This is a genomic window from Lautropia mirabilis (assembly GCF_900637555.1).
GTDB classification, from domain to species: Bacteria; Pseudomonadota; Gammaproteobacteria; order Burkholderiales; family Burkholderiaceae_E; genus Lautropia; species Lautropia mirabilis.
The window spans coordinates 1,224,009-1,250,657 of sequence record NZ_LR134378.1 but is presented as its reverse complement, the minus strand read 5'-3'; the positions used below and the strand labels follow the sequence as shown (position 1 = coordinate 1,250,657).

At 66.8% G+C, this 26,649-nt stretch carries 23 protein-coding genes and 2 riboswitches; of the genes, 14 read left to right on the top strand and 9 right to left on the bottom strand.

Translation table 11 applies throughout. The annotated features are described in order from the left end of the window. The first annotated feature begins 353 nt into the window (after positions 1 to 353). A complete protein-coding gene (locus EL249_RS05070) occupies positions 354 to 1,268 on the top strand; it encodes a hypothetical protein (protein ID WP_005673938.1) in 915 nt (304 codons plus the stop codon). A gap of 43 nt (positions 1,269 to 1,311) precedes the next feature. Here EL249_RS05070 and EL249_RS05065 read toward each other — a convergent pair whose 3' ends face one another. Beyond that, a complete protein-coding gene (locus EL249_RS05065) occupies positions 1,312 to 2,076 on the bottom strand; it encodes a DUF4198 domain-containing protein (protein ID WP_040529974.1) in 765 nt (254 codons plus the stop codon). Between the two features lie 395 nt (positions 2,077 to 2,471). On the opposite strand from EL249_RS05065, the gene EL249_RS05060 reads away from it, so the two are divergent. Beyond that, positions 2,472 to 2,930: an RpiB/LacA/LacB family sugar-phosphate isomerase gene (locus EL249_RS05060; RefSeq protein WP_005673940.1), complete on the top strand. Its 459-nt coding sequence runs from the start codon at positions 2,472 to 2,474 to the stop codon at positions 2,928 to 2,930. Between the two features lie 118 nt (positions 2,931 to 3,048). Here EL249_RS05060 and purB read toward each other — a convergent pair whose 3' ends face one another. The 3 genes from purB to mnmA form a co-directional block, all read right to left on the bottom strand. Then, positions 3,049 to 4,422, bottom strand: a complete 1,374-nt coding sequence (gene purB / locus EL249_RS05055; RefSeq protein ID WP_005673942.1) for an adenylosuccinate lyase — start codon at positions 4,420 to 4,422, stop codon at positions 3,049 to 3,051. Positions 4,423 to 4,466: 44 nt separating this feature from the next. Next, entirely contained in the window at positions 4,467 to 5,288 is an 822-nt protein-coding gene (locus tag EL249_RS05050; protein ID WP_170169598.1) for a hypothetical protein, read from the bottom strand. A gap of 179 nt (positions 5,289 to 5,467) precedes the next feature. After that, entirely contained in the window at positions 5,468 to 6,649 is a 1,182-nt protein-coding gene (gene mnmA / locus EL249_RS05045; RefSeq protein ID WP_005673945.1) for a tRNA 2-thiouridine(34) synthase MnmA, read from the bottom strand. Between the two features lie 132 nt (positions 6,650 to 6,781). Between mnmA and EL249_RS05040 the strand changes: the two genes are divergently transcribed. The 7 genes from EL249_RS05040 (at position 6,782) to EL249_RS05010 (ending at position 12,553) form a co-directional block, all read left to right on the top strand. Continuing rightward, positions 6,782 to 7,906, top strand: a complete 1,125-nt coding sequence (locus tag EL249_RS05040) for a Re/Si-specific NAD(P)(+) transhydrogenase subunit alpha (protein WP_005673946.1) — start codon at positions 6,782 to 6,784, stop codon at positions 7,904 to 7,906. A gap of 54 nt (positions 7,907 to 7,960) precedes the next feature. Further along, entirely contained in the window at positions 7,961 to 8,275 is a 315-nt protein-coding gene (locus EL249_RS05035) for an NAD(P) transhydrogenase subunit alpha part 2 (RefSeq protein ID WP_005673947.1), read from the top strand. 91 nt (positions 8,276 to 8,366) lie between these two features. After that, on the top strand, positions 8,367 to 9,815 hold the full coding sequence (locus EL249_RS05030; RefSeq protein ID WP_005673948.1) for an NAD(P)(+) transhydrogenase (Re/Si-specific) subunit beta: 1,449 nt from the start codon (positions 8,367 to 8,369) through the stop codon (positions 9,813 to 9,815). Positions 9,816 to 10,011: 196 nt separating this feature from the next. Continuing rightward, positions 10,012 to 10,683 carry a MarC family NAAT transporter gene (locus EL249_RS05025; protein ID WP_005673949.1) on the top strand — a complete coding sequence of 224 codons (672 nt, stop codon included), beginning with the start codon at positions 10,012 to 10,014 and terminating at the stop codon, positions 10,681 to 10,683. Between the two features lie 145 nt (positions 10,684 to 10,828). After that, complete coding sequence (locus tag EL249_RS13140) at positions 10,829 to 11,179, top strand: hypothetical protein (RefSeq protein WP_005673950.1); 351 nt, start codon at positions 10,829 to 10,831, stop codon at positions 11,177 to 11,179. A 242-nt stretch (positions 11,180 to 11,421) separates the two neighbouring features. Next, a complete protein-coding gene (locus tag EL249_RS05015; protein ID WP_005673951.1) occupies positions 11,422 to 11,796 on the top strand; it encodes a DUF4870 family protein in 375 nt (124 codons plus the stop codon). Between the two features lie 235 nt (positions 11,797 to 12,031). Then, complete coding sequence (locus EL249_RS05010; RefSeq protein WP_126348095.1) at positions 12,032 to 12,553, top strand: hypothetical protein; 522 nt, start codon at positions 12,032 to 12,034, stop codon at positions 12,551 to 12,553. An 84-nt stretch (positions 12,554 to 12,637) separates the two neighbouring features. Here EL249_RS05010 and glcF read toward each other — a convergent pair whose 3' ends face one another. Genes glcF through EL249_RS04995 form a run of 3 tightly spaced genes read right to left on the bottom strand, consistent with a single transcriptional unit; the run spans position 12,638 to position 16,990 of the window. Further along, a complete protein-coding gene (glcF, locus tag EL249_RS05005; protein WP_005673953.1) occupies positions 12,638 to 14,011 on the bottom strand; it encodes a glycolate oxidase subunit GlcF in 1,374 nt (457 codons plus the stop codon). A gap of 52 nt (positions 14,012 to 14,063) precedes the next feature. Continuing rightward, the gene (gene glcE / locus EL249_RS05000) at positions 14,064 to 15,338 is read right to left on the bottom strand and encodes a glycolate oxidase subunit GlcE (protein ID WP_005673955.1); all 1,275 of its coding nucleotides are present in this window, start codon (positions 15,336 to 15,338) and stop codon (positions 14,064 to 14,066) included. Between the two features lie 14 nt (positions 15,339 to 15,352). Next, positions 15,353 to 16,990: an FAD-linked oxidase C-terminal domain-containing protein gene (locus tag EL249_RS04995; protein WP_126348094.1), complete on the bottom strand. Its 1,638-nt coding sequence runs from the start codon at positions 16,988 to 16,990 to the stop codon at positions 15,353 to 15,355. A 468-nt stretch (positions 16,991 to 17,458) separates the two neighbouring features. Beyond that, positions 17,459 to 17,637: riboswitch (glycine riboswitch) on the top strand. Positions 17,638 to 17,639: 2 nt separating this feature from the next. After that, a riboswitch (glycine riboswitch) is annotated at positions 17,640 to 17,739 on the top strand. An 84-nt stretch (positions 17,740 to 17,823) separates the two neighbouring features. Between EL249_RS04995 and gcvH the strand changes: the two genes are divergently transcribed. The 5 genes from gcvH (at position 17,824) to EL249_RS04970 (ending at position 24,557) form a co-directional block, all read left to right on the top strand. Next, positions 17,824 to 18,207, top strand: coding sequence for a glycine cleavage system protein GcvH (gene gcvH / locus EL249_RS04990; protein ID WP_005673958.1), 384 nt, complete (start codon positions 17,824 to 17,826; stop codon positions 18,205 to 18,207). 7 nt (positions 18,208 to 18,214) lie between these two features. Then, entirely contained in the window at positions 18,215 to 21,157 is a 2,943-nt protein-coding gene (gcvP, locus tag EL249_RS04985) for an aminomethyl-transferring glycine dehydrogenase (RefSeq protein ID WP_005673960.1), read from the top strand. Next, positions 21,150 to 22,268: a glycine cleavage system aminomethyltransferase GcvT gene (gene gcvT / locus EL249_RS04980; protein ID WP_005673961.1), complete on the top strand. Its 1,119-nt coding sequence runs from the start codon at positions 21,150 to 21,152 to the stop codon at positions 22,266 to 22,268. Before gcvP ends, gcvT begins: the two co-directional genes overlap by 8 nt. Before the next feature lie 326 nt (positions 22,269 to 22,594). After that, a complete protein-coding gene (locus EL249_RS04975) occupies positions 22,595 to 23,815 on the top strand; it encodes a sugar transporter (RefSeq protein WP_005673962.1) in 1,221 nt (406 codons plus the stop codon). A gap of 103 nt (positions 23,816 to 23,918) precedes the next feature. Next, positions 23,919 to 24,557, top strand: a complete 639-nt coding sequence (locus EL249_RS04970; protein ID WP_005673963.1) for a cation efflux transmembrane domain-containing protein — start codon at positions 23,919 to 23,921, stop codon at positions 24,555 to 24,557. 206 nt (positions 24,558 to 24,763) lie between these two features. Here EL249_RS04970 and EL249_RS04965 read toward each other — a convergent pair whose 3' ends face one another. Together EL249_RS04965 and EL249_RS04960 are read right to left on the bottom strand one after the other, a co-directional pair. After that, entirely contained in the window at positions 24,764 to 25,159 is a 396-nt protein-coding gene (locus EL249_RS04965) for a type II toxin-antitoxin system VapC family toxin (RefSeq protein WP_005673964.1), read from the bottom strand. Between the two features lie 539 nt (positions 25,160 to 25,698). Then, complete coding sequence (locus EL249_RS04960) at positions 25,699 to 26,619, bottom strand: recombination-associated protein RdgC (RefSeq protein ID WP_005673965.1); 921 nt, start codon at positions 26,617 to 26,619, stop codon at positions 25,699 to 25,701. Positions 26,620 to 26,649 lie beyond the last annotated feature (30 nt).

Below are 26,649 nucleotides of genomic sequence, written 5' to 3'. Positions count from 1 at the left end.
TGGGGCGGCCGAAGTGGGCCAGCACGGTACTCAGGAAGACCGCGATGCCGACCGAATGACACCCAGATGGCGACATAACACGACATCTTTCGTCATATCGACTACCAGAAATCGGCAACAAGTCGTCAGCAAATCTGCGCGCACACGGCCTCTCGTAACCAGTTCCGGGCCTCAACTGTTCACTTGTTCGACATGACACATTTTTTGTACCTGTCGTTTCGGTGTGATGGCGGCGGCTTATCTACGATGGAAAAAGCCCGAGAAACAGGGCCTTTCACCTTTCATAAACGAAGTAATCACAGGACGGGGCAAGCGTCAGAGAACGACCGGTCCCCGATGGATAGACAGGCAACATGAACGCTACCTTCAAACGACTCGCCTTGAGCCTCTCGATCATGACCCTGCTGGCCGCCTGCGGCAGCCACGACGGATCGGGTGATGCAGGCGCCTCCAATGCAGCAACGACCAAGTCAGCCACCACCAAGGCAATCGCTGCGCTGCCCACCGCCCTGCCCCCTGAAAGCCTGCTGACCGACAACCAGGCGGAGCCCATCTCCAGCACGGGTATCCGGGGCGACGTGCTGGCCACGGCTCTGACGCAGAATGTCGGCACGGTGGAAGCCCGCACCAGCGAACAGGGCGAGCCCCCGGTGATCAAGATCGAACAGTCGGTGAAGGCCACGGAGTCCGGCAACGGCATCACCCAGCCTTTCTTCAATGATTACCGTGCGTCCCTGGACAAGATCGCGGACGGCGACACCTTTGCCTCGGTGCGCGTGATGACGGGCCTGTCGGCCAACAAGCTGCCGGACAACCTGGAGCAGGCCGCAGCCGATGCCGAGCTGCTGAAGATCGATACCGTGCAGCGGATCGAGAAAGGCGAGATCTTCGATGGCGCCTATACCCGCTACCAGGCCTACGCCACCCACATGCAGCTGAGCCAGCCCTGGAGCCTGAAGCGGAACATGGTGCTGATGTACGGCGCCGAGTCCCTGAGCTGGGAGGACCAGAACAGCACCACACAGGTGGTGATGCGCGCCGAGCGGGGCCGCCGGTCGTCGGACTTCAACCTGTGCACCGAAGTGGGCGTCAACGACTTCTCGCGCGTGAGCTGCACCCAGTGGCGCGTGCCGCAGAACTGGAAGGCCGGCCAGGCCCTGGCCTATCTGGGCCAGCGCGTGACCGAGCGCCACCAGAAGAACGTGACGGACCGGTACGGCAACATCACCGGCACCGTGTCGCGCCCCATCACCTGGCGGACGCGCTGATGGCAGCAACGGGCCGGCGCCAGGCGCACGGCCCGTATCGGGATCACTTCACGTTGAAGCTCAGCGTGAACTCGTCCACCACCTTGTCGCAGACCTTGGGATCCTTCGGTGCCTGCTCGACCTCGGACGACAGGTACCAGGGACCGGGTTTCAGCGCCCGGAACGAGAACTCGCCGTTCTTGTCGGTCTCGGCATAGAAGGCCTCGATCTCGACCTCTTCCGAATTGAAGCCGGCCGGGCTGCCCACGACCTTGGCATCCGCCACCGGCTTGCCGTCCAGCGTCACGCGGAACTTGGCCAGCTCGCCGACCTTGATGTCGTTGGGGCTGGCCAGCGGCGTGATCTCGTAGCCCTTGCCCACCGGCTTGGTGGCGAAGGCGCCGTCATCGTCGATGATGACGAAGCTCTTGCCGCTCATCGAGTACAGGCCGCAGCTCTGCGCATCCGGGAAGTCGGCGCGCGTCTTGGCCATGGCCCACTTGCCGTCGGCCTTCTTCGTCCAATACGTGGGCTTGTAGGTGCCCAGCAGCACGTGGGTTCCCTTGCCCAGCTTGGCGGAATGGCGATAGTGGTAGTTCTCGCCCGACTGCACGAGTGTCTGCGTGCCGCTGGCGCTGATCACCTGCGGTGCCTCGAACAGCACCAGCCGCGCCTCGGGGATGACCTCAGGCTTGGGAAACTCGTGGCCGTAGATCAGGTCGGCCTCGAAGACATCCTTGTTCTCGCCCTGGGTCCACAGACTGTGGGCGGACGCGGATGCCGATGCGCCCAGCAACAGGGCAAGCAGGGTGGCGTTGAGTGCTTTCATGGTTTTCCTCACCTGGGTTAGTTGTCTTGATTCTTGATTGTGTTCTGATTCATCATCCATGACGCGGAAGGTCATGGTATTGGACATCGCAGCGCCGGCTGCTTGCATGGATCGAATGAGTGCATGGCGGGTCTCCTTCCTGCCGTCAGCCACAAAGGCTGCGTGCCTTGCCGGGACCGGGACCGGGACCGGGACCGGGACTGCAGCGTCAGCGTCAGCGTCAGCATGCGAATGCTACATCATCTCTGTAGCGGATGATAACCATTCATATATTACAAAGGTGCGCAAGGGCTGACGCCCTCTAATCCATGCCCCCTTGCCCGGACATGCCCGGCCAGCCGGGCGGTTCTGGGGCACACTTGCTTCTTCCCCCCTCACCCACACGGAGCACGGACATGAAGATAGCCATGGCGGGCGACCACGCCGGATTTTCGATGAAGGCGGCGCTGAAGAAACGGCTGGAGAGCCAGGGTCACGAGGTGGTGGACTTCGGGCCGTTCTCGGAAGAAGGCTGCGACCTGCCGGACTTCATCTACCCGGCGGCGCTGGCGGTGAGCGACGGGCAGGTGGAGCGCGGCATCTTCATCGATGGCGTGGGCTACGGCAGCGCCCTGATCGCCAACAAGATCCCCGGCGTGTATGCGGCCGTGGCACAGGATCCGTTCTGCGCAGGACTGGCACGCTCGCACTCGAACACCAACGTGCTGTGTCTGGGCGGCAAGCTGATCGGCCCGGCCATCGCCGAGGTCATCGTCGACACCTGGATGACGACCGACTACCTGGCCGACAACCCGCGCTACACCCAGCGGGTGGACAAGGTGGTGGAGATTGCGAAGAAGCACACGGTCAGATGAGGCATTCCGTCCCTGCGCTTTGCAGCGGACCTGATGCCACGGCATCCTGCACCCATGAAAAGGCCCCGCAACCTGCCAGGACCAGCAGGCTGCGGGGCCTTCTCCATGACCGTGATCGTCAGACCTTCTTCGCCAGCGCCTCGGCCCGGCCGATGTAGCTGGCCGGCGTGAGCGCCCGCAGCTGGGCGCGGGCGGTTTCGGGGATGTCCAGCCCGTCGATGAAGGTGGACAGGTCCGCCTGGCCGATGTGGCGGCCGCGGGTGAGTTCCTTCAGTTTCTCGTAGGGTTTCTCCACACCATAACGACGCATGACGGTCTGAATGGGTTCGGCCAGCACTTCCCAGTTGGCGTCCAGGTCAGCAGCCAGGGCGGCTTCGGCCACCTGCAGCTTGCCCAGGCCGCGCTGGGCAGAGTCGTAGGCCAGCAGGCTGTAGCCCAAGGCCACGCCCACGTTGCGCAGGACGGTGGAGTCGGTCAGGTCACGCTGCCAGCGGCTGACGGGCAGTTTCTGGGCCAGGTGCGACAGCAGGGCATTGGCCAGGCCCAGGTTGCCTTCGGCGTTCTCGAAGTCGATGGGGTTGACCTTGTGCGGCATGGTGGAGGACCCCACTTCGCCGGCCTTGAGCTTCTGGGTGAAGTAGCCGATGGAGATGTAGCTCCAGATGTCGCGGCACAGGTCCAGCAGCACGGTGTTGAAGCTCACCAGGGCGTGGAAGAGATCGGCCATGTAGTCGTGCGGCTCGATCTGGGTGGTGAGCGGGTTGAAGGTGAGGCCCAGCCGGCCCTCGACGACCCGCTGCGAGAAGGCAGGCCAGTCCACGTCGGGGTAGGCGGACAGGTGGGCGTTGTAGTTGCCCACGGCGCCGTTCATCTTGCCCAGGATGGCCACGCCGGCAATGCGGGCGCGTGCCTGCTGCATGCGCTGAACGACGTTGGCGATTTCCTTGCCCAGGGTGGTGGGTGATGCAGGCTGGCCGTGGGTGCGCGACAGCATGGGCAGCGCGGCGTACTGATGCGCCATGCCGCGCAGGGTGTCGATGATGGCGTCGATGGCCGGCAGGATGACCTTTTCACGGCTGCCCTTGAGCATGAGGCCGTGCGAGGTGTTGTTGATGTCCTCAGAGGTGCAGGCGAAGTGGATGAACTCGCTGGCGGCGGCCAGCTCGGCGTCGTCGGCCACGCGGCTCTTCAGGAAGTACTCGACGGCCTTCACGTCGTGGTTGGTGGTGCGCTCGAAGGTCTTGATGGCCTGGGCGTCGGCGCTGCCGAAGTCCTGCACGATGGCGTCCAGGCGCTGGCGGGCGGCCGGGCTGAAGGGCTTCAGTTCGGGCAGGCCGGCGTCGGACAGGGCGATGAGCCAGGCCACTTCCACCTGCACGCGGTGGCGCATGAAGGCGGCCTCGGACCAGTAGGCGCGCAGCGGCGCGACCTTGGCGGCGTAGCGGCCATCCAGGGGGGACAGGGCATCGAGAGCGGACGTGTCGGCGGTCATGATCGGGAGCTTCGGACGGGTACGAAAGAGCCCCCGATCTTACCCTACAGCAGCTTGTAAAGCCGTTCGCCCACGGATTGCAGGGTATGGGCCGCCCCCGGCAGGCAGGGGGCATTGCGCAGCGGCAGTGCGCTGGCAAACAGGTTCCACTGGGCCAGCAGGCGCACGCCGCCCGTGCCTTGCTGGGCCACGGCATTGAGCCATTTCTCCAGCATCACGCGGCGCTCGTCCATCTGATCCCAGTGCGTCAGGTCCTGCGACCAGCAGGCACTGACGCCATCCAGCAGCAGCTGACTCATCAGCAGGCGCCGACGTGCCCTGCCCTCATTGCCGCCTGTGGCCTTGATGTCCACCGGCGGCAGCAAGGCGCCCAGCGGGGCGGCCACTTCCTGCGCCATGGGCAGCATCAGGCGGGCGATGTCCAGCGTGGGCCGGGTGCGGGTAGCATCGGCCACGGTACGCCAGCGGGCCTCCAGCTGGGCCATCTCGCCCCGCTCGATACGGGTAAACAACTCGCGCTTGATGCGCTGCATCAGCCCATCCCCCTGGCGGCGCAGGCTGTCGAGGGTGGCATGATTGGCCTGGCCGTCCGCGCCGGACAGGACATAGCCGGCCAGAAGCTGGGTGTGGACCAGCAGGAATTCGGTGATCAGCGTGCGCTGACCCGCCGAGATCGGCCCCAGGGGTCGACGGGACGTGGTGGCCAGTACCGGACGCCCCAGCAGGACGCCCAGGCCGATGGTCATGAGCTGCAGCAGGCGGCGGCGCTGGCGGCGCACCATCACGGGGCGCAAACGTGCCGCGCCCCCCCGCGCCGTTCTGGCGCCGGGTGCAGGAAGGTCTCGATCTGTGCCCAGGGTGTCCATGTGGCGGATTCTGTCGCCCTGGCAGGCCCGGCGCCATGGCTCGCGGACGAATGGATGGAACAGTCAGCCGGATGCGGGGCGCCCACCGCCTGCCCTTGGGCTCAAGGCCCCGACACCCGATATCGGGCTACGTGCAGGGTGGGCGGACGCGAACCCCGGGAAGTGGGCAGCCGCCCTCTTCACCCCTGCCGGTCGATGACGGCCCCGCCCAGGCAGACCTCGCCGTCGTAGAAGACGACGGACTGGCCGGGGGTGACGGCCCATTGCGGCTCTGCAAAGCCCACCTCGATGCGTGAGGGGGGCTTTTCGGCCCCGGTGACCGCCGCCGATGCACCTGCCGGGGTCGCGTCCGTGGCGGCGCCCTCCTCCGGCGATGAGGACTGCACCCACCCTTCAGCATCCTGCTGGCGGTAGCGGCACTTCACGCCATAGGGGTGCCCCGGCTCGGGGGCTGCGCCGATCCAGTGGACATCGCGTGCGGCCAGGCGCTGCGTGAGCAGCAAGGGGTGGTCGTGCCCGCGCACCACGATGAGCGTGTTGCTGGCCAGATCCTTGCCGGCCACGAACCAGGGCGTGCCGTCGGCGTTGTCGCGCCGGCCACCGATGCCGATGCCCTTGCGCTGACCCAGGGTATAGAACGAGAGCCCGACGTGCTCGCCCACCTGCACGCCCCGGTCATCGACCATCGGGCCCGGTTTGGTGGGCAGATAGCGCGACAGGAACTCGCGGAACGGGCGTTCGCCGATGAAGCAGATGCCGGTGGAGTCCTTCTTGGTGGCGTTGGGCAGGCCGATGCGGGCGGCGATCTCGCGCACCTCGGGCTTGGTGATGCCCGCCAGCGGGAAGACGGCCCGCGAGAGCTGATACTGGTTCAGCCGGTGCAGGAAGTAGCTCTGGTCCTTGTTGGCGTCCGCGCCGCGCAGCAGCTGCGCCAGGCCGTCAGGCCCGATGCGGTTGCCGGCGTAGTGGCCGGTGGCGATGCGCTCGGCCCCCAGCGCCAGAGCATGGTCCAGAAACGCCTTGAACTTGATCTCGGCGTTGCAGAGGATGTCGGGATTGGGCGTGAAGCCGGCCTCGTAAGCCTGCAGGAACAGGCTGAAGACCCGCTCGCGGTAGTCGGCAGCGAAGTTGACGGCCTCCAGGTCGATGCCGATCACGTCGGCCACGCTGGCGGCGTCCAGCCAGTCCTGACGCGACGAGCAGTACTCGCTGTCATCGTCATCTTCCCAGTTCTTCATGAACAGGCCGGTGACCTGCCAGCCCGCCTCTTTCAGCAGCCAGGCACTGACGGCAGAATCGACACCGCCCGAGAGCCCTACAACGATCTGACGGCCTTCTCCGTCCGGTAATGTACGTTTCATGCGAACATTGTAGAAAATTATGGAAACCCTTAAGGGAAGTTCCGGTCACCCCTGCCTCCTCGCGTGCAGCCTGCCTGCCGGGGGGCGGCATGAGCCGGAGGCCCCAGAAACCCCCCAAGAAAGGATCTGCCCATGAGAATCGGGATCCCGAAAGAGCGACGTCCAGGCGAAACCCGGGTGGCCGCCACGCCAGAGACCGTCAAGAAACTGGTCAAGGCGGGCCACGAAGTGCTGGTTGAACGTGAGGCCGGTGTGGCCTCCGACATCACCGATGCAGCCTATGAGGAAGCCGGCGCACAGATCGTGGACACCGCCGGTGCCTTCGGCGCCGAGCTGGTGGCCAAGGTGCGCGGCCCCATGGAAGAAGAGCTGCCCCAGCTGAAGGCAGGTTCCACCCTGCTGGGCATGCTCAACCCCCACCATGCCGACGGCCTGGCGCGTCTGGCCGCCACGGGCGTGACGGCCTTCGCCCTGGAGGCTGCCCCGCGCACCACGCGTGCCCAGAGCCTCGATGTTCTCTCATCTCAGGCCAATATTGCCGGATACAAGGCCGTGCTGGTCGCCGCCAACCTGTACCAGCGCTTCTTCCCCATGATGATGACGGCTGCGGGTACCGCCAAGGCAGCCCGGGTGGTCATCCTGGGCGCCGGCGTGGCCGGTCTGCAGGCCATCGCCACGGCCCGCCGCCTGGGTGCGGTGGTCGAGGCCTCGGACGTGCGTCCGGCCGTGAAGGAGCAGATCGAGTCGCTGGGTGCCAAGTTCATCGACGTGCCCTACGAGACCGACGAGGAACGCGAGGCCGCCGCCGGTGTGGGTGGCTATGCACGCCCGATGCCGCCGTCCTGGCTGGAACGCCAGGCCAAGGCCGTGGCCGAACGCATCCGTCAGGCCGACGTGGTGATCACCACGGCCCTCATCCCGGGCCGCAAGGCGCCGGTGCTGGTCACGCGCGCCATGGTCGAATCCATGCGCCCCGGCTCGGTGGTGGTGGACATGGCCGTTGAACAGGGCGGCAACTGCGAACTGTCGAAGGCCGACAACGTGGTGCGCCACCAGGGCGTGAGCATCGCCGGGGTGGGCAACCTGCCCGCCATGGTGCCGGCCGACGCCTCGGCATTCTACGCCCGCAACATCCTTGATTTCCTGAAGCTGATCGTCGACGACGAGAAGAAGCTCAAGATCGACCTGGAAGACGACATCGTGAAGGCCTGCCTGGTGGCCCGCGACGGCCAGGTGCTGCGCGAGCAGAAGGCCTGAGCCCGCGCCGGCCCGGACGGCCGGCTTCACCGAATACAAACAAGGTTTCACGACATGGAACTCGTCAATCCCACCATTCTCAACCTGATCATCCTGGTGCTGGCCATCTACGTGGGCTATCACGTTGTCTGGAACGTGACGCCGGCGCTGCACACGCCGCTGATGGCCGTCACGAACGCCGTCTCGGCCATCGTCATCGTGGGCGCCATGCTGGCAGCATCCCTCACCGAGACCGGCCTGGGCAGGAGCATGGGCCTTCTGGCCGTGATCCTCGCCTCCGTCAACGTGTTCGGGGGCTTCCTGGTCACCCGGCGCATGCTGGAGATGTTCAAGAAGAAGGAACCGCGCAAGGCGGAGAACAAGGCATGAGACACGTCATGGCCCAACCCTTCGTCACCGCGCGGTTGGCTGCCCGGCAGCCTGACATCGCGCAGCCCGTATCGTTTTCTGGAGCATTCTGATGAGCATGAATCTCGTCGTTCTGTTGTACCTGGTGGCCTCGGTGTGCTTCATCCAGGCCCTGAAGGGGCTGTCGCACCCCACCACCTCGCGCCGCGGCAACGTCTTCGGCATGGTGGGCATGCTGATCGCCATCGTCACCACCGTGGCGCTGATCCTGAAGCTGCAGGGGGCCGCCGGCACCCAGTCCAACGGTTCCGGCATTGCGCTGGTCATCTTCGGCCTGCTGGTGGGCGGCTCTGCCGGTACCGTCATGGCACGCCGGGTGGAAATGACCAAGATGCCCGAGCTGGTGGCCTTCATGCACTCGATGATCGGTCTGGCGGCGGTTTTCATCGCCATCGCCTGCGTGGCCGAGCCGTGGGCCTTCAACATCGTCGGCCACGGTGAGCCCATCCCGGTGGGCAACCGCATCGAGCTGTTCATCGGCACCTTCGTGGGCGCCATCACCTTCTCGGGCTCCGTCATCGCGTTCGGCAAGCTCTCGGGCAAGTACAAGTTCCGCCTGTTCCAGGGCGCGCCCGTCACCTTCGCCGGCCAGCATGCACTCAACCTCATCCTGGCCATCGCCATGGTGCTGTGCGGCATCTGGTTCACGGCCACCCAGGGCTGGACGCCCTTCTGGCTGATGACCGCCATTGCCTTCGTGCTGGGTGTGCTGATCATCATCCCGATCGGCGGTGCCGACATGCCGGTGGTGGTCTCGATGCTCAACAGCTACTCGGGCTGGGCGGCAGCCGGCATCGGCTTTTCGCTGAACAACCCGATGCTGATCATCGCCGGTTCGCTCGTGGGCTCCAGCGGCGCCATCCTCTCGTACATCATGTGCAAGGCGATGAACCGCTCGTTCTTCAACGTGATCCTGGGCGGCTTCGGTGCCGATCCGGCCGCTGCCGGCCAGGCAGGCGGTGCCAAGGAACAGCGCCCGGTGCGCAGCGGCTCGGCCGACGATGCAGCCTTCATGCTGGCCAACGCCGACTCGGTCATCATCGTTCCGGGCTACGGTCTGGCGGTGGCCCGTGCCCAGCACCCGCTGAAGGAACTCACCGACAAGCTGATCGAGAAAGGCGTGCAGGTGCGCTATGCCATCCACCCGGTGGCCGGCCGGATGCCGGGGCACATGAACGTGCTGCTGGCCGAAGCCGAAGTGCCCTACGACCAGGTGTTCGAGATGGAGGACATCAACCCCGAGTTCAGCGAGACCGACGTGGTGCTGGTGCTGGGCGCCAACGACGTGGTGAACCCGGCCGCGAAGGACCCCAACTCGCCGATCGCCGGCATGCCCATCCTGGACGCCTACAAGGCCGGCCAGGTGATCGTGAACAAGCGTTCGATGGCCTCCGGCTACGCCGGCCTGGACAACGAGCTGTTCTACATGCCCAAGACCATGATGGTGTTCGGCGACGCCAAGAAGGTCGTCGAGGACATGGTCAAGGCCATGGAAGGCTGAGGCTTCAGCCCAGGGACGAAGGTCGGGGCCTGACCCCGGCCTCCTTCCCCTCCCATCACGGCCCGCCACGGCTTTGCGCCTGGCGGGCCTTTTCACGATTAGGGGTCTGCGCAACACTGTTGCGTCCACGCTGGCCAAGCACCGCGCAGGACCGGACAATGCCTTTCGGTATTCTTTCGGCAGGCGGGCAGACCCCATGGTGGAAGACAGTTTCACGGCGTTCCTGGTGGGCAGCTTCGTCAGCCTCATCACCATCATCAATCCGCCGGCCACGCTGCCGATCTTCACCTCGGTCACCGGCAACCTGGATGCGGACGCCACCCGGCGCACCGCCACCTCGGCCTCCATCTACTGCTTCTGCATCCTGGTGGGCAGCCTGTTCGCCGGCAGCCTGATCATGAAGGCCTTCGGGATCTCCTACGGTGCCATGCGGGTGGCCGGCGGCATGATCATCGCCCTGCTGGGTCACGGCATGCTGTACGGCAAGGCCGAGGTCTCGGAAGTGGCCAAGGCGCAGTACAGCAACCCCGCCTTCTTCCCGCTGGCGCTGCCCGGCATCACCGGCCCCGGCTCCATCGCCGTCGTCATTGGTCTGGAGACCAAGATCCGCGAGCTGGGCACCTTCCAGCACCGCATCAGCGCCTACCTGGCCGTTCTGGGCGCCATGCTGGGCGTCTGCCTGGTGGAGTTCCTGCTGCTGCGCAGCGCCCGCACCGTCACCACCCGGCTGGGCAATACCGGTATCGAGGTGATCACCCGACTCAGCGGCTTTCTGCTGATCTGCGTGGGCGTGCAGTTCGTGGCCTCGGGGGCCCAGACGCTGTATGCCACGCTGGTGCAGGCCGCGGCCGCCACGGCCGGGCACTGAAAAGACATCCCCTCTCCACGGGTCAGCCCGACCGTTCGGATCAGCCATCCGGCCCGTCCGTATCCTGCGCCTCGGCAGCGCCGCAGCGTTGTCGTAGTTTTCTCCGACTCAACCCGTCTGACGGACCTCGCCGGAGAACAGAAGCATGCAGGACAACACCGCCACCATCGACACCCAGCAGTCGGACAGCCTGCGCAACATCGTCCTGGGCTGTTACGCCGCCTCCCTCCTGGGGCCCTTCATCTCCATCGGCATGCTGAACGTCCCCGTCATGCTCGTGGCCTGGTTCTACTCTTCCCGCGCACGCGACACGGCCTACGAGGACCATCTGAAGCAGCTGATCCAGACCCCGCTCATCTGCCTGGTCCTGATGGTTGTCGTCATCTTCACCCGCATCCTGGCCCTGCCCGGCAGCATCGCGCTGATCGGCTGGTTCCTGTACCGCATGGTGAAGGGCGCGCTGAGAGCCTATCGCCGGGAACCCTTCTCGGACTGAGCCCGCGGGCCGGCGACCTGCGACCTGCGACCTGCGACCTGCGACCTGCGACCTGCGACCTGCGACCGGGTGCCGGGTGCCGGGTGCCGGGTGCCGGGTGCCGGGTGCCGGCACGGATGATGTGACAGATGGTGAGACGGGGGCTCCCGCAAGACGCAGCCGCTTGATTCCGGGCGGCTGTGTCATCATCTGAGGGGTTGACCACGTTGTGACTTCCCGCCGACCACGGAGAGCCCCCCGCCATGCCGCCGTACACCTACGAGAACGCCACCACCATCGAGACCCAGCGTGAAGCCGCCCTCCGGCGCACGGCCATGCTCGACTACTGGCTGCACATCATCGGCGCCATCTTCTCGATGGGCGTGCTGTCTCTGCTCGCCCTGATCATCAACTACATCCAGCGCCCCTCCGCCCGTGGCTCCATCTATGAAAGCCACTTCACCTGGATGATCCGCACCTGCTGGTGGACGATTCTCTGGGTCTGCATCTTCGGCACGCTGGGCTTCGTCACCTTCGGGCTGCTGTCGTTCCTGGCGCTCATTCCCTTCATCTGGTTCCTGTACCGGATGATCAAGGGGCTGCTGCGGGCCAACTCCTACCAGCCGATGCTGTACTGACCCGTCCCGGGCCAGCCTCACGCGCCCGCGCTCGCGGGCGCTCCCCCACCCCGCACGTCCCCCGCCACCTGCCGCTGCGCGCCGCGTGCAGGCCGTTGCGCCGGAGTCGGCATTATTTCCATGACAGGGTCGGCCAATCTGCCTATCCTGCTCATCACCCGGAACGCAGCCCTGCCACCGCATGACCCTGGCCCCGTTCCGGCGCCTGCCAGACCGACTCGTGCCCGGACCTGCCATGAACGCCATCACGGACGCCTCCGCCTCCTTCCACACCACCCCGCGCGTTCACCGTGCCCGTCCGGTCACCCGTTCCGTGGAGGACGAAACCCGCAGTGCTTCGCTGCGGACGACGGCCATGGCCTGCTACATCGTGGCCATTGGCGGCCTGCTGCTGAGCGCAGGCCTGCTGTCCATCGCGGCAGTGATCGGGGCCTACCTGCTACGGGCCGACGCACGCGGCACAGCCTACGAAAGCCACTGCAGCTGGATGATCCGCACCGGATGGGTCACGCTGGGCGTGCTGGCGCTGGCCTTTGCGCCGGTGATGGTCGGATCCTTCCTGATGCTTCAGTCCACGGGCGTGGACCCGGCCTCGATGGGCGCCATGGCCGCCATCGACAACGGCGGCAGCCTGGGGGCATCCCTGGTCTGGCTGGGATGGCTCATCGCCATCCCCGTGGCCATGGCAGTCTCGGTCTGGTTCCTGTACCGGATGATCAGGGGACTGCTGCTGGCCAACGACAAGCAGGCGGTCTGAACGCAGCCCCTCTGCACATGCCCCAGTCTCCAGACACCTGAGCCTCTGAAAGTCACGGGCCGAAGCCCGGCCCCCACTTGATGTTCAGGCCGCCTCGGCTTTCTTCTCGGCAGCCGCCTCACGCCCGGGACGGGTGATGGCGGTGGCCTTGAGCGTATTCCGCACCGAAGCGCCCTCCTCGTGGGTATCCGGTGCCATCTCGGGCATCTCGATGCGCTCGTCGGTCACGCCACCGGCCAGCAGACGCTGCTCCATCCATTCGATCCAGTGCATGACGGGGGTCTGCGTGCCACCACCCAGGTGGCCGATGCAGCCGACGTTGGCGGACAGGATCACCTCGGGCTGGTGACGTTCCAGGTTGGAGAGCTTGCGGCTGCGCAGCTTCTGGGACAGCTCGGGCTGCAGCACCGAGTAGGCGCCGGCCGAACCGCAGCACAGGTGAGACTCCTGAATGGGCTGAAGCTCTGCCCCCCAGGTGGTGAGCATGGCTTCCACCACACCACGGATCTTCTGGGCGTGCTGCAGCGTGCAGGGAGGATGGAAGACCAGCCGCTGCGCGGGCAGCGCCGTCTTCGGCCTGCGGGAACCCAGCTCGCGGGCCAGCCACTCGCTCAGGTCGAAGGTCATGGCCGAGATGCGGGCAGCCTTCTCGGCGTAGGCAGGATCCAGCCGCATCAGGTAGCCATAGTCCTTCACCATGGCGGAACAGCCCGAGATGTTGATGACAATGGCTTCGAGCCCCTGCTCGATGTGCGGCCACCAGGCATCGATGTTGCGGCGCACGTCCGCCAAGCCGCCCTCCTCATCATCCATGTGATAGGGGAGCGAACCGCAGCAGCCGGACTTGCGCTCGATGATGGCCTGGATGCCCAGCCGGTCCAGCACACGGGCCGTGGCCTTGTCCACCGCCGGCAGCATGCCTTCCTGCACGCAGTTGTTGAGCATGAGGATCTTGCGGGCATGGGTCTGCGTGGGCCACTTGCCGATTGGCACGTGCACGTGCGGGATCTTGGCCTGCAACGCAGCCGGCAGGAGGGGACGGGCCACGCGGCCGATCTTCATCAGGCTGTCGAACAGCGGCTTGTGGCTGATGAGCCGATGCAGCACGCTGCGACCGATGGCCTCGCCGCGCGGGCGACGCACTTCGGAGGCCACGACGCGGCGGCCGATGTCGAGCAGGCGCGAGTAATGCACGCCCGACGGACAGGTGCTCTCGCAGTTGCGACAGGTCAGGCAGCGGTCCAGGTGGCGCAGCGTGGACAGCGTGGGCGTGGCGCCTTCCAGCACCTGCTTCATCAGGTAGATGCGCCCGCGCGGGCTGTCCTGCTCGTCACCCAGGATCTGATAGGTGGGACAGGTGGCCGTGCAGAAGCCGCAATGCACGCAGGCCCGCAGGATGCGTTCGGCCACTTCGCCATCCGGCGTGTTCAGGAAGCGCTCGGCAAGATGGGTTTCCATGATGGTCTGAATGCAAGAAGAATTCGGTGGGCACAGGCCCGTCGCATGAGGCTCAGAGGCCCGGGTACATCCGGCCGTGGTTGATCAGCCCGCGCGGATCGAAGGCCTGCTTCAACCGCTGGTGGATCTGCAGGTTGACCGGCGCCAGCGGGTGGAAGCGCAGCACGTCGGCATGTGCTTCGTCGGCCCGGAACAGCGTGGCCGTGCCGCCCAGCGCCGCGATGCGCTCGCGCAGGGCCTGCGCGGCGGTCTGGGGCGCAGCAGGCACCGTGCCACTCAGGGCAGCGATGGCTTCGGCCGATGGCCGGTACCAGCGCAGCGCCCCGCCCCACTCCACAAGCTGCGTGCCGGGCAGCTCGATGGGGCCGGTGGCGGCCGGAACGGACAGGCGCCACAGGGGAGCGTGGCGCTCGGCCTCACCCTCCGCCGCACCTTGCGCCGCAAAGAACGCATGCCGATGGTCGCGCAGCGACGCCCAGAATGCCGCAGCGGCCTCGTCCTGCATCAGCTCGCCGCCCAGCTCCTGACGGGCCGAGTCCACGGCACGGCGCGCGCCGCACAGACGCACGTACAGCATGCCGTCATGCCAGCAGGTGGCGCCCAGCGGCAGCGGCTTGCCGCCCCAGCGGTTGCAGGCCGTGATGGCCTCGGCCTGGCTCATCGGCAGCATCAGGGTCTGGTCGGCTCGCGGCACGGGCAGCACCTTCAGCGACACCTCGGAAATGAGCCCCAGGATGCCCATCGAGCCGGTCAGCAGCCGGGAGAAGTCGTAGCCCGCCACGTTCTTCATCACCTCGCCGCCAAAGCGCATCACCCGGCCATCGGCGCTGACCAGCACCGTGCCCAGGATGAAGTCGCGCACGGCTCCAGCCGAGGTGCGGCGCGGTCCCGACAGACCGGTGGCCACCACACCGCCGATGGTGCGCCCCGGGGCAAAACGCGGCGGATCGAACGGCAGACACTGGCCGCGCTCGGCCAGCACGGCCTCCAGCTCCTCCAGCGGCGTGCCACATCGCACCGTCACCACCAGCTCGGTGGGCTCGTACTGGACGATGCCGCTGTAGCGCCGGCAGTCGATGACGGTGGTCTGATCGGCACTACCGTCGGGCTGCGTGCCCCCGTCTGCGGCATGGGCCTGCCCGGCAGCGACAGGGCTGCCTTTCGGTGTCCTCGGCATGCCGGCCGCCGGGTGCCCGTAAAACCGGCAGGTATTGCCGCCCTGCAGATAGAGGGGCTGGCCATGATGGTAGGCGTTGGCCATCTGCTCGCGCAGTTCGGCCAGGATGGCGTGGGCCTGGGTGGCATCACCCGCCTTGTGCTCCGACATCGGATCTCTCCCGTTCAGAATCGCGGCAGTTCAGGAAACTTAAGGCGGCCATGCTGGACGTGCATGCGGCCGTATTCGGCGCAGCGGTGCAGCGTGGGAATGGCCTTGCCGGGGTTGAGCAGCCCGGGCGGATCGAAGGCGCGCTTGAGTGCAAAGAACGCGGCACGCTCGGCCTCGGAGAACTGCACGCACATCGAGTTGATCTTCTCGATGCCCACGCCGTGTTCGCCGGTGATGGTGCCGCCCAGCGCCACGCACAGCTCCAGGATCTCGGCGCCGAACTTCTCGGCACGCTCCCATTCGCCGGGCTTGCCGCTGTCGAACAGGATCAGCGGGTGCAGGTTGCCGTCGCCCGCATGGAAGACGTTCATGCAGCGCAGGCCGTATTTCTTCTCCATCCCGGCAATGGCCATCAGCATCTGTCCCAGCTTGTGCTTGGGAATGGTGCCGTCCATGCAGTAATAGTCGGCCGAGATGCGACCCGCTGCCGGGAAGGCGTTCTTGCGGCCCGACCAGAAGCGCATCCGCTCGGCTTCAGAGTTGGAGACCTGCAGCCGGGTGGCACCAGCCTTGCGGAGCACGGCCTCCATGGCGGCAATCTCTTCCGCCACCTCCTCGGCCGTGCCGTCGGATTCGACCAGCAGGATGGCGGCCGCCTCCAGGTCGTAGCCGGCGCGCACGAAGGGCTCGACCGCCTGAGTGGACTGGCGGTCCATCATCTCCATGCCAGCGGGGATGAGGCCGGCCGCGATGACGGCCGCGACGGCGTTGCCCGCCGTCTCCACGTCGTCGAACGAGGCCATGATGACGCGCGCCAGCCGGGGCGTGGGCAGCAGCTTCACCACCACCTCCGTCACCACCATCAGCATGCCTTCCGAACCGATGCAGGCCCCCAGCAGGTCCAGCCCCGGGGTGTCGAGCGCGACGGATTCCGTGGTGGCAGCCGGCGCGGAAGCCGACCCCGGCAGCGTGCTGCCCAGCGTGATGGGCTCCCCGTCGATGGTGAAGCCGCGCACCGCCAGCACGTTGTGAACGGTCAGGCCGTACTTCAGGCAGTGCACGCCGCCCGAGTTCTCGGCCACGTTGCCGCCAATGGTGCAGGCAATCTGCGAGGACGGGTCCGGCGCATAGAAGAGGCCGAAGGCCGAGGCCGCCTCGGAGATGGCCAGGTTGCGCACACCGGGCTGCACCCGGGCGGTGCGGGCATGGGCGTCCAGCGAGAGGATCTGGTTGAAACGGGCCATGGACATCAGCACCCCGCCTGCGTGCGGCATGGCGCTGCCCGTAAGGCCCGTGCCGGCGCCCCGGGGCACCAGCGGCACCTCCAGGCGTCTACAGAGCAGGATGATCTGGCGCACCTGTTCTTCGGTGCTGGGCAGTACCACCACCGGCGGCAACTGACGATAGGCGCTCAGGCCATCGCATTCGTAAGGGCGCAGATCTTCCTGTCGATAAAGAACGCTGCCCTCGGGCACGATCTGCTGCAGGCCGGTGATGAGCGCCTGCAGGCGGTCCGGCGGCAGCGGGCAGGCGCAGTCCTGCCAGGGCTGCACACCCTCGGTGAAGAAGGATGCCGCAGCGGGTGCGGAACGAACCGACTGCGCCACGTCGGAAGAAGCGTTTTCTGCGCGCCCTGCAAGGCTGGCGTCCATTGGGCCCCGGGTCTCCATGCGGTCGTGGTTTCCTGCTGCGGGCCGAGAGCAGGAAAGCAGAAATCTCCTGCCGCACCGCCCTCCCGAAAGCAGGGGCAATTTTTCATTCTAGTCGAGAGCCGCCGCACCAGATTGATGCACGTCAGGCCGGACCGCGCCGCCCCATGCCCCCGCCCCTGCGCCGGGCAAGGCGCAACATGAACAAGCCATCCGCTGCGAAGCCCATGAAAACCCCATGAAAATCCCGGCAAACCCCACCAATCCCGGAGTATTGGACCATCACCCGCCAGGCCGGCATGGTCGTGTCAATCACACTGTCCAGGATGTGCAGCCCGCGCCATGAGGGAAATCCCTGAGCCCTCCAGACCCCGTAAAACGCCCAAAGCCGGCCTGTCCCGTTGACTTGCCCCAGTGCGTCGGCTAACTTGCCCCCAAGTTCCGGGGACTCGCTTGGCGAGCCCCCAGTGTCGCAGTGGGAGAGACCGCTGCCGACCGGAACGGGAAGGCATGTTCACCCCGTCGCCTGTGTAAACGACAGGCTCTCTGGAGGTGCGCCTTGCAGGTCGCCCTGGTCCCTTCCCTTTCCGTCGGTACGGCGCCGAAGGGGCAGCTTCCCCGCAAACTCTCAGGCAAACGGACCGCCGCGACGCACGAACACTCTGGAGAGAAAGCCGGGCAGCCATCCTGCGGGAGCTGCCGTCGGCTTCGCCGAAGGACACGATCTCAGGCACAGGTACAGAGGGGGCAGTCTGTTAATCTGCAGGATGTGACATGCCCCGGGCTGTCACGCCTTCCGATCCTTCCTTCCCCTTCATCTCTCTGGAGACATTCCCGTGACTGTACCCAGCAATCTCAAGTACACCGAATCGCACGAGTGGCTGCGCACCGAGGCCGACGGCACCATCACCGTGGGCATCACCGAGCACGCGCAGGCCGAACTGGGCGATCTCGTCTATGTGGAGCTGCCCGAGGCCGGCCGTTCGGTCGAGGCCAACGAGGCCTGCTGCGTGGTCGAATCCACCAAGGCCGCTTCCGATGTCTACGCCCCCATCGCCGGCGAGATCGTGGCCGGCAACGAGGCGCTGGGCGATGCCCCGCAGCTGGTCAACGAGCAGCCCTTCGAGGGCGGCTGGCTCTTCCGCATCAAGCCGGCCAACCCCGCCGACCTGGACGCGCTGCTGTCCGCCGACGATTACCAACAGGCACTGAAGGACTGAGACCATCATGACGGATCGGAACGACTCGGGATCCCTGGCCGGACTGCTGGCACAGGGACAGGATGAATTCGTGGCGCGTCACGTGGGCCCTGCCGGGGACGACGTGACGCAGATGCTGGCCACCATCGGTGCCGGCTCGCTGGATGCGCTGGTGGCCGAGACCGTGCCAGGCAGCATCCTGCTGGATCCGGGCAACAAGCCCGCGCTGTCCATCGGCGAGGCCAGGACCGAAGCGGCGGCGCTGGCCGAACTGGCCGGGCTGGCTGCCCGCAATCAGGTCTGGCGCAGCTATCTGGGCAGCGGCTACCACGGCACCCTCACCCCCGAGCCGATCCGTCGCAACGTGCTGGAGAACCCCGGCTGGTACACAGCCTACACGCCCTACCAGGCCGAGATCTCGCAGGGCCGCCTGGAAGCGCTGATGGTCTTCCAGCAGATGATCATCGACCTCACCGGCATGGAGGTGGCCAACGCCTCGCTGCTGGACGAAGCCACTGCGGCCGCCGAGGCGATGACCATGCTGCGCCGGGCCAGCACCAGCAAGGCCCCCGGCTACTTCGTCGAGGCCGGCACCCATCCGCAGGTCATCGAGGTGATCCGCACCCGCGCCCGCTGGCTGGAGATCCCGGTCACGGTGGGCACGCTGGACGCACTGGATCCCGGCACCTTCTATGGCGCACACCTGCAGAACCCCGACACCGAAGGGCGCGTGCGCGACCTCACCGACGACATCGCCCGGCTGCAGGCAGCCGGCCTGAAGGTCTGCGTAGGTACCGACCCGCTGGCCGCCGTGCTGCTGAAGTCTGCTGGCGCCCAGGGCGCCGACGTGGTGATCGGCTCGGCCCAGCGCTTCGGCATCCCGCTGGGATTCGGCGGCCCGCACGCCGCCTTCATGGCCACCCGCCAGAAGCTCATCCGCACCATGCCGGGCCGCATCATCGGCACCAGCCACGACGCCGCCGGCAACATCGCCTACCGCATGGCGCTGCAGACACGCGAGCAGCACATCCGCCGCGACAAGGCCACCAGCAACATCTGCACCGCCCAGGCCCTGCTGGCCAACATGTCGGCCTTCTACGCCGTCTACCATGGCCCCGAGGGGCTGCGCCGCATCGCGCTGCGCACCCACGGCATGGCCCGACTGCTGGCCGCCAGCGTGCAGAAACAGTCCGCTGCGCTCGCCCCCGAGCACGCCACCTGGTTCGACACCCTGGTCTACCGCTTCCCGGATGCCGCTGCGGCCGACGCCGCACTGGCCCGCGCCGCCGGCAAGCGCATCAACCTGCGCCGCCTGGACGACACGCGCGTGCTGGTGGCGCTGGACGAGACCGTGGGCCTGGCCGACGTGGCCGACCTGCACGAAGCACTCTCTGGCCACGCCACCGACCTGGCCGCCCTGCAGGCGCTGGCTGCCAAGCTGGCCGCCAACGGCGACGTGCTGCCGGCTGCCCTGCTGCGCACCGACCCCATCCTGACGCATGAGGTCTTCCACCGCTTCCACAGCGAGACCGAGTTCGTCCGCTACCTGAAACGGCTGGAAAACCGCGACATCTCGCTGGTGCACTCGATGATCCCGCTGGGATCGTGCACGATGAAGCTGAACGCCGCCGCCGAGATGGCGCCCATCACCTGGCCGTCCTTCACCGACATCCACCCCTTTGCCCCGGCCAAGCAGACCCAGGGCTACACCGACATGCTGGCCCAGCTGGGTGACTGGCTGGCCGACATCACCGGCTTTGCCGGCGTCTCGTTCCAGCCCAACTCGGGCGCGCAAGGCGAATACGCCGGCCTGCTGGCCATCCGCGAATACCTGCTGGCCCAGGGCCAGACACAGCGCAACATCTGCCTGATCCCGGCCTCGGCGCACGGCACTAACCCCGCCTCGGCCCAGCTGGCCGGGCTGAAGATCGTGGTGGTGGCCTGCGACGCCCACGGCAACATCGACGTGGCCGACCTGGACGCCAAGCTGGCCGCCCACCGCGACGCGCTGGCCTGCCTGATGGTCACCTACCCGTCCACCCACGGGGTATTCGAGGCCAGCATCCGCGACATCTGTCGCAAGGTGCACGAGGCCGGCGGCCAGGTGTACATGGACGGCGCCAACATGAACGCGCAGGCCGGCCTCACCAAGCCGGGCGAGATTGGCGCGGACGTCTGCCACCTGAACCTGCACAAGACCTTCTGCATCCCGCACGGCGGCGGCGGCCCGGGCATGGGCCCCATTGCCGTGGCCGCCCACCTGGTGCCCCACCTGCCGGCCGCCCCGCACCTGACGGGCCAGCCTGCCGACAGCCAGCCCGGCACCGTGTCCGGTGCCGCGCATGGCAGTGCGCTCATCACCCCCATTTCCTGGATGTACATCCGGATGATGGGCTCGGCCGGCATCCGCCAGGCCACGGTCATGGCCATCCTCAACGCCAACTACATCGCCCGCCGCCTGAAAGGGCACTATGACGTGCTCTACACCGGCGAGCACGGCCGCGTGGCGCACGAATGCATCCTGGACCTGCGCCACTTCAAAGGCCAGTACGGTGTCAGCGCCGAGGACGTGGCCAAGCGGCTGATGGACTATGGCTTCCATGCCCCGACCCTCTCCTTCCCGGTGCCCGACACGCTGATGGTCGAGCCCACCGAATCCGAGAGCAAGGCCGAACTGGACCGCTTCTGCGACGCGATGATCCGCATCCGCGAGGAAATCGCCGAGATCGCCGCCGGCACCTGGCCGGCCGACGACAACCCGCTGAAGAACGCGCCGCACACTGCCACCGAGGTGGCTGGCGACTGGTCGCACCCCTACAGCCGCGAGCAGGCCGTCTTCCCGCTGCCCTGGCTGAAGGCGGCCAAGGTCTGGCCGACCGTCAAGCGCATCGACAATGCCGCCGGCGACCGCAACCCGGTCTGCACCTGCCCGCCCCTGTCGGACTATTCGCAAGGAGAGCACCATGGCTGAAGCCCTGAAACACGTTGCCCTGGACGGTCTGCACCGCGAGCTGGGCGCCCGCATGGGCGGCTTTGCCGGCTACGACATGCCCATCCAGTACAGCGGCCTGAAGGCCGAGCATCTGGCCACCCGCGCCTCGTGCGGGCTCTTCGATGTCTCGCACATGGGCCAGCTGCTGGCGCGCCCGCGCGATGGCCGCATCGAGACGCTGCACGCCCAGCTGGAAGCCTGCCTGCCGCTGGACTTCTCCGACTGGCCCGAGGGCGCACAGCGCTACTCGCTGCTGCTGAACGAACGCGGCGGCATCGAGGACGACCTGATGCTCGTCAACCTGGGCAGCGAGGTGCGCATCATCGTCAACGCCGGCAACCGCGATCACGATTTCCACCTGCTCACCACCCGGTGCCCGGAGCTGGAATTCACCTGGATCGACGCCGCGCTGATCGCCCTGCAGGGCCCACAGGCCGAGGCCGTGCTGGCTGCGCTGGACCCGCGTGCCCGCTCGCCGCGCTTCATGGAATCCGTGTCGCTGGAGCTGCTGGGCGTGCCCTGCTTTGCCACCCGCTCGGGCTACACCGGCGAGGACGGCTACGAGATCTCCATTCCCACCGCCGAGGCCGAGCCGCTGGTGCGCCATCTGCTGGCCGATCCGCGCGTGACCCCGGCCGGTCTGGGGGCGCGTGACACCCTGCGCCTGGAAGCCGGCCTGCCGCTGCACGGCAGCGATATCGGCCCGGACACCACCCCGGTGGAAGCGGTACTGGGCTTTGCCATCGCCAAGAGCCGGCGGGTCGATGGCGCGCGGTTCGCGGGCTTTCCGGGCGCCGAAGTGGTGCTGGGTCAGCTGGAACACGGGGCACCACGCCGGCTGACGGCCCTGGTGGCCGACAGCAACGTGCCGGTGCGCGCCCATTCCGTCATCGTCGACAAACAGGGCGACGCCGTGGGCGAAGTGACCAGCGGCACCGTCTCGCCCACGCTGGGCAAGCCCATCATGCTGGCCTATCTGCCGCCGGCTCTCTCCCGCGACGACAGCCCGTTGCAGGCCAAGGTGCGCGACCGGCTCATCCCGCTTCAGCGCGTGAAGCTGCCGTTCGTGGAGAAGCGCTACAAGCGCTGAAGTCGGCCAAGGGCCTTCCCGCCGACATCTGACAACGGCGTCTGACGGCGATATCCAACAACGCCGCCCCATGGTCTCTTCCGGCCGCGGGGCGGCGTCGCTGCATCTGACAACCGGCAGGCTGCCGGTTGCCGTTGTGCCCGCACCACGTCCAGCGCCCCGTCGGCCCGCCATCGCCGCCTTCCGCCGCCGGCGTGAGGTCATTGCGCCTCATCCCGACGCATACTTGGGGGTTAAAACCCCGCCAGAACGCGAAGGCCTGCTGCTCCGGCATGGCCCCTGAACGCGCCCATGCCCAGGCGGGGTGACACGCTCCTCCGCCGTTCATGAATACCCCCTCCTCCTCCGAACCGGCTGCCCAGGGCAGCTGGCTGGCCGTCGTCGCGCTGGCGCTGGCGGCCTTCATCTTCAACACCACCGAATTCGCCCCCGTCGGGCTTCTGTCGATGATCGGACAGAGCTTTGGCATGCGCACCGAGGACGTGGGGCTGATGCTGACCATCTATGCCTGGGTCGTGGCACTGGGCTCGCTGCCGCTGATGCTGGCCACCGGCAAGATGGATCGCCGGCGCCTGCTCATCGGTGTCTTCCTGGTGTTCATCGTCAGCCATGGCGTCTCAGCCATGGCCAGCCAGTACTGGGTGCTGATGGCAAGCCGCCTGGGCATTGCCGCTTCGCACGCCATCTTCTGGTCCATCACGCCGTCGCTGGCCGTGCGCATGGCCCCCCAGGGGCGGGCCAGCCAGGGACTGGGCCTGCTGTCCACCGGCTCGTCGCTGGCCATGGTGCTGGGCATCCCGCTGGGCCGCGCCGTCGGCGAGATCATGGGCTGGCGCGCCACCTTCGGCCTGATCGGCCTGGCAGCTGCGGTGGTGATGATCGTGCTGATCCGCCTGCTGCCCGCCCTACCCAGTCAGAACAGTGGCTCGCTCTCCAGCCTGCCGGTCCTGCTTCGGCGCCCGGCCCTGGTCAGCATCTATGTCCTGATCGTCGTGGGCGTGACGGCACACTTCACCACCTACAGCTACCTGGAACCCTTCCTGCAGCACGTGGCCGGCCTGCAGGGGCAGGCCATCACGCTGGTCCTGCTGGTGTTCGGCGGCTCCGGCCTGATCGGCAGCGTCCTGTTCGGCTGGCGCGGCAGCCGCAATCCGGCCATCTTCCTGCTGGGTTCGCTGCTGTTCATGGGCATCTCGCTGCTGACGCTGGAGCCGCTGGCCCACCACGCCGGCTGGCTGCTGGGCATGCTGGTGGCGTGGGGCACCATGATGATGTGCTTCTCGCTGTCGATGCAGGCACGCGTGCTGGCGCTGGCGTCTGACGCCACCGACGTGGCCATGGCCCTGTTCTCGGGCCTCTTCAACGTGGGCATCGGCGGCGGCGCCCTGCTGGGCAACCAGGTCGCCATCCACTGGGGACTGGACCAGCTGGGTCTGGTCGGCGGCGCACTGGCGCTGGTCACGATGCTGGGCCTCGTGCTGGCCATCGGCCGCTTCGGCCAGACCCTGCTGCGCGCCCCGGTGGGCGGCCAGGCAGCTGCGCACTGAAGCAGCACCGGAAGTCGGGGCACGCGCAGAACGCGTGCCCCGGATGCGTTATCCTTGGAACAATCATCGATACCTGCGCCCATGCGCGCACAAGGAGGAACGCATGCCCTGCACGTCCGACTGTTGCAGTTCCAGCCAGCCCGGCCCGCACACCACCGCCCGCTATCGCAAGGTGCTGTGGGCCGCGCTGGCCATCAACTTCGGCATGTTCATCATCGAGATCGTGATGAGCGCCCGCTCGGGTTCGGTCTCACTCATGTCGGATTCACTGGACTTTCTGGGGGACGCCGGCAACTACCTGATCAGCCTGCTGGTGCTGTCCATGGCCCTGCACCATCGCGCCCGCGCCTCACTGCTGAAAGGCGCCACCATGGCCGCCTTCGGCACCTGGGTGCTGCTCACCACCCTCTATCAGTTCTGGGCAGGCTCATTGCCCAACTATCACGAGATGAGCATCGTGGGGGTGCTGGCCCTGCTGGCCAACGTCACGGCCGCGGCCCTGCTCTACACCTTCCGCGAAGGTGACAGCAACATGCGCGGTGTCTGGATCTGCTCGCGCAACGACGCCATCGGCAACCTGCTGGTGATTGCCGCAGCCGGAGGCGTGTACCTGACCAACAGCAACCTGCCGGACCTGCTGGTGGCACTGGCCCTGTCCGCCCTCGCGCTCAAGGGCGCCAGCACCATCATCCGCCAGGCCCGCCAGGAGCTGCGGACAACGGCAGACACTTCAGGGCGCTAAGCCCAGGGCAAAGAGTACCGGCACTGCAGACTCTTTCTCCCTCGAAAGAGCCCCCAGAAAGCGAGGGAATTGCCTGGGTGCCGGGGCGACAACCACGCCCCTCACCGGACGGCCCCGGAAAGTCGAGGCAGCCCCCAAAAGAAAAGCGGCGCATCGCTGCGAGTCCTCGCAGTCGATGCGCCGCTTCAGCGGATGAGTCCTGGGGCTTATGCCGCCAGCACCTCCGGCAGTTCATGCTGAAGCATCTGCGGGTCTACCGTCAGCAGCTTCAGGCCTTTCTGCTGGGCCTGGGCCAGCAGCAGGCGGTCAAACGGATCACGCTGGATGCGGCTGGAGAGGCGGAAGGCCCGCCACAGGGTGGCTGCGCGCAGCGACAGCTCGATGAAGCCCTGTTCCTTCAGCTCCGTCACCACCTGGTGGGGATTCAGTTTCACGTTCGAGGCGCCCATGCCTTCCTTCAGGGAAAGTTCCCAGATGCTGGCAGTGCTGTAGTAGCGCTCGTTTTGGGGATCCTGCAAAAGGGCGATGGTTTCGGCCGACAGACGATCCGTGGCCCCGGTCAGCCAGGCTTTCATCACCTGGGTGTCCAACAACAATTTCATAGAGGAGTGCTATTTCCGGCTCGTGTCCGGTTGGAGGAGTGGCCACTGTAGAAGAAAAAAAGCGCCCTTTCAATGCCATTGACACACTGCAACATGCCGGGCCGATGAACCAACATGCCGTTCCGACAAGCGGTCGCCAAGTCCGGTCGCACCTCCCCGGAAATCACCGAAAAAACGCTCCGTCTGGCAGACGCTCCCTTGAAGATCCGCATGAACAGCGGGTCTTCAGGGCATTTTTCATGGCGCCCATGAACGCCGCGATCTGACACAGACTGGCACGAACGGTTTCTGCGCCCCTGCCCCGACCGCACAATGACGCCAGAACGTTGCCAAATAACAACAGCAAAATCATGCGGGGGACAACACATCCGTCGGTGGCAGGGCAACACCCGAACGGCTTGCCCGGAGACGTACTGGCACCCAAAAACGGCTTCTCCGCCCTCAAATTCGGGCGACAGAAGCCGTCAGAGCCAAGGTAGAAACCGTCAGCGCCAAGCTTTCAGGCCCGAAGACACCCTGCGTGCCCGGGCGCGGCCCCGTCAGGCCGCCTGCGCTTTCTTCTGCTCGCCGCCCAGCACGTCCAGCAGGTCGGCCAGCAAGCCCGACAGCTCGCCGGCCATCAGCATGAACTCGGCATCGAACACCTGCCGGGCATCGCCCTCGTCCAGGCTCTCGCGCCCCTCGCGCACCACGTCCAGCGGATTGAGCCGCTTGATGGCCGCGTTCTCGGTCAGCACGAAGGACACGCGGTCGCGCCAGGTCAGCGCCAGGCGCGTGCACTGCTTGCCTTCCTTCAGGTGGCGCTGCACCGTGTCGGCATCCACCGGCTGGCGCACGTAGCGAACGGCCGCACGGCTCTCGCCCGTGTCACGCAGCTCGCTGTCGTCGTCGATGGAGAACGGGCCGGGCACTTCGTTCTCGACCAGCCAGGTCGTCATGGCCTGGGCCGGCGAATGCGCCAGCTTCAGCGGCGCCAGCGGCAGGTCGTCCACCGATTTCTTCAGCAGCCCGATGATCTCGTCGGCACGGGCTGGCGCCGTGGTGTCCACCACCACCCAGCCCCCTTCCGGATCGATCCACACCCGGGTGTCCCGGAAGATGCTGAAGGCCTTGGGCAGCAGCTCTTCGGTCACGCGCTCCTTCAGCTCGCGCATCTGCTTGCGGCCGGGCTTGAAGCCCTGCTCTTCTTCCAGCGCCTGGGCGCGTGCGCGGGTGAACTGGTTGATGACCGAGGCCGGCAGCAGTTTCTTCTCGGCGCGCAGCGTCAGCAGCCAGTGACGCCCCACCCGATGCGCCAGGCCCTCGCCTTCCATGGCCGGCACCCAGCCCAGCGACTGCGCCTCCTGGGCCAGCCCCGGCGTGAAGGCCAGTCGCTGCAGCTGCTCTTCGACAGCGGCAGGATCCGGGTTCCAGGCGGCAGAAAGGCGATAGACCAGGGCGTTGCGGAAGAAGGCACTCATGCGGAATTCGGCACAAAGAAAATTCAGGGG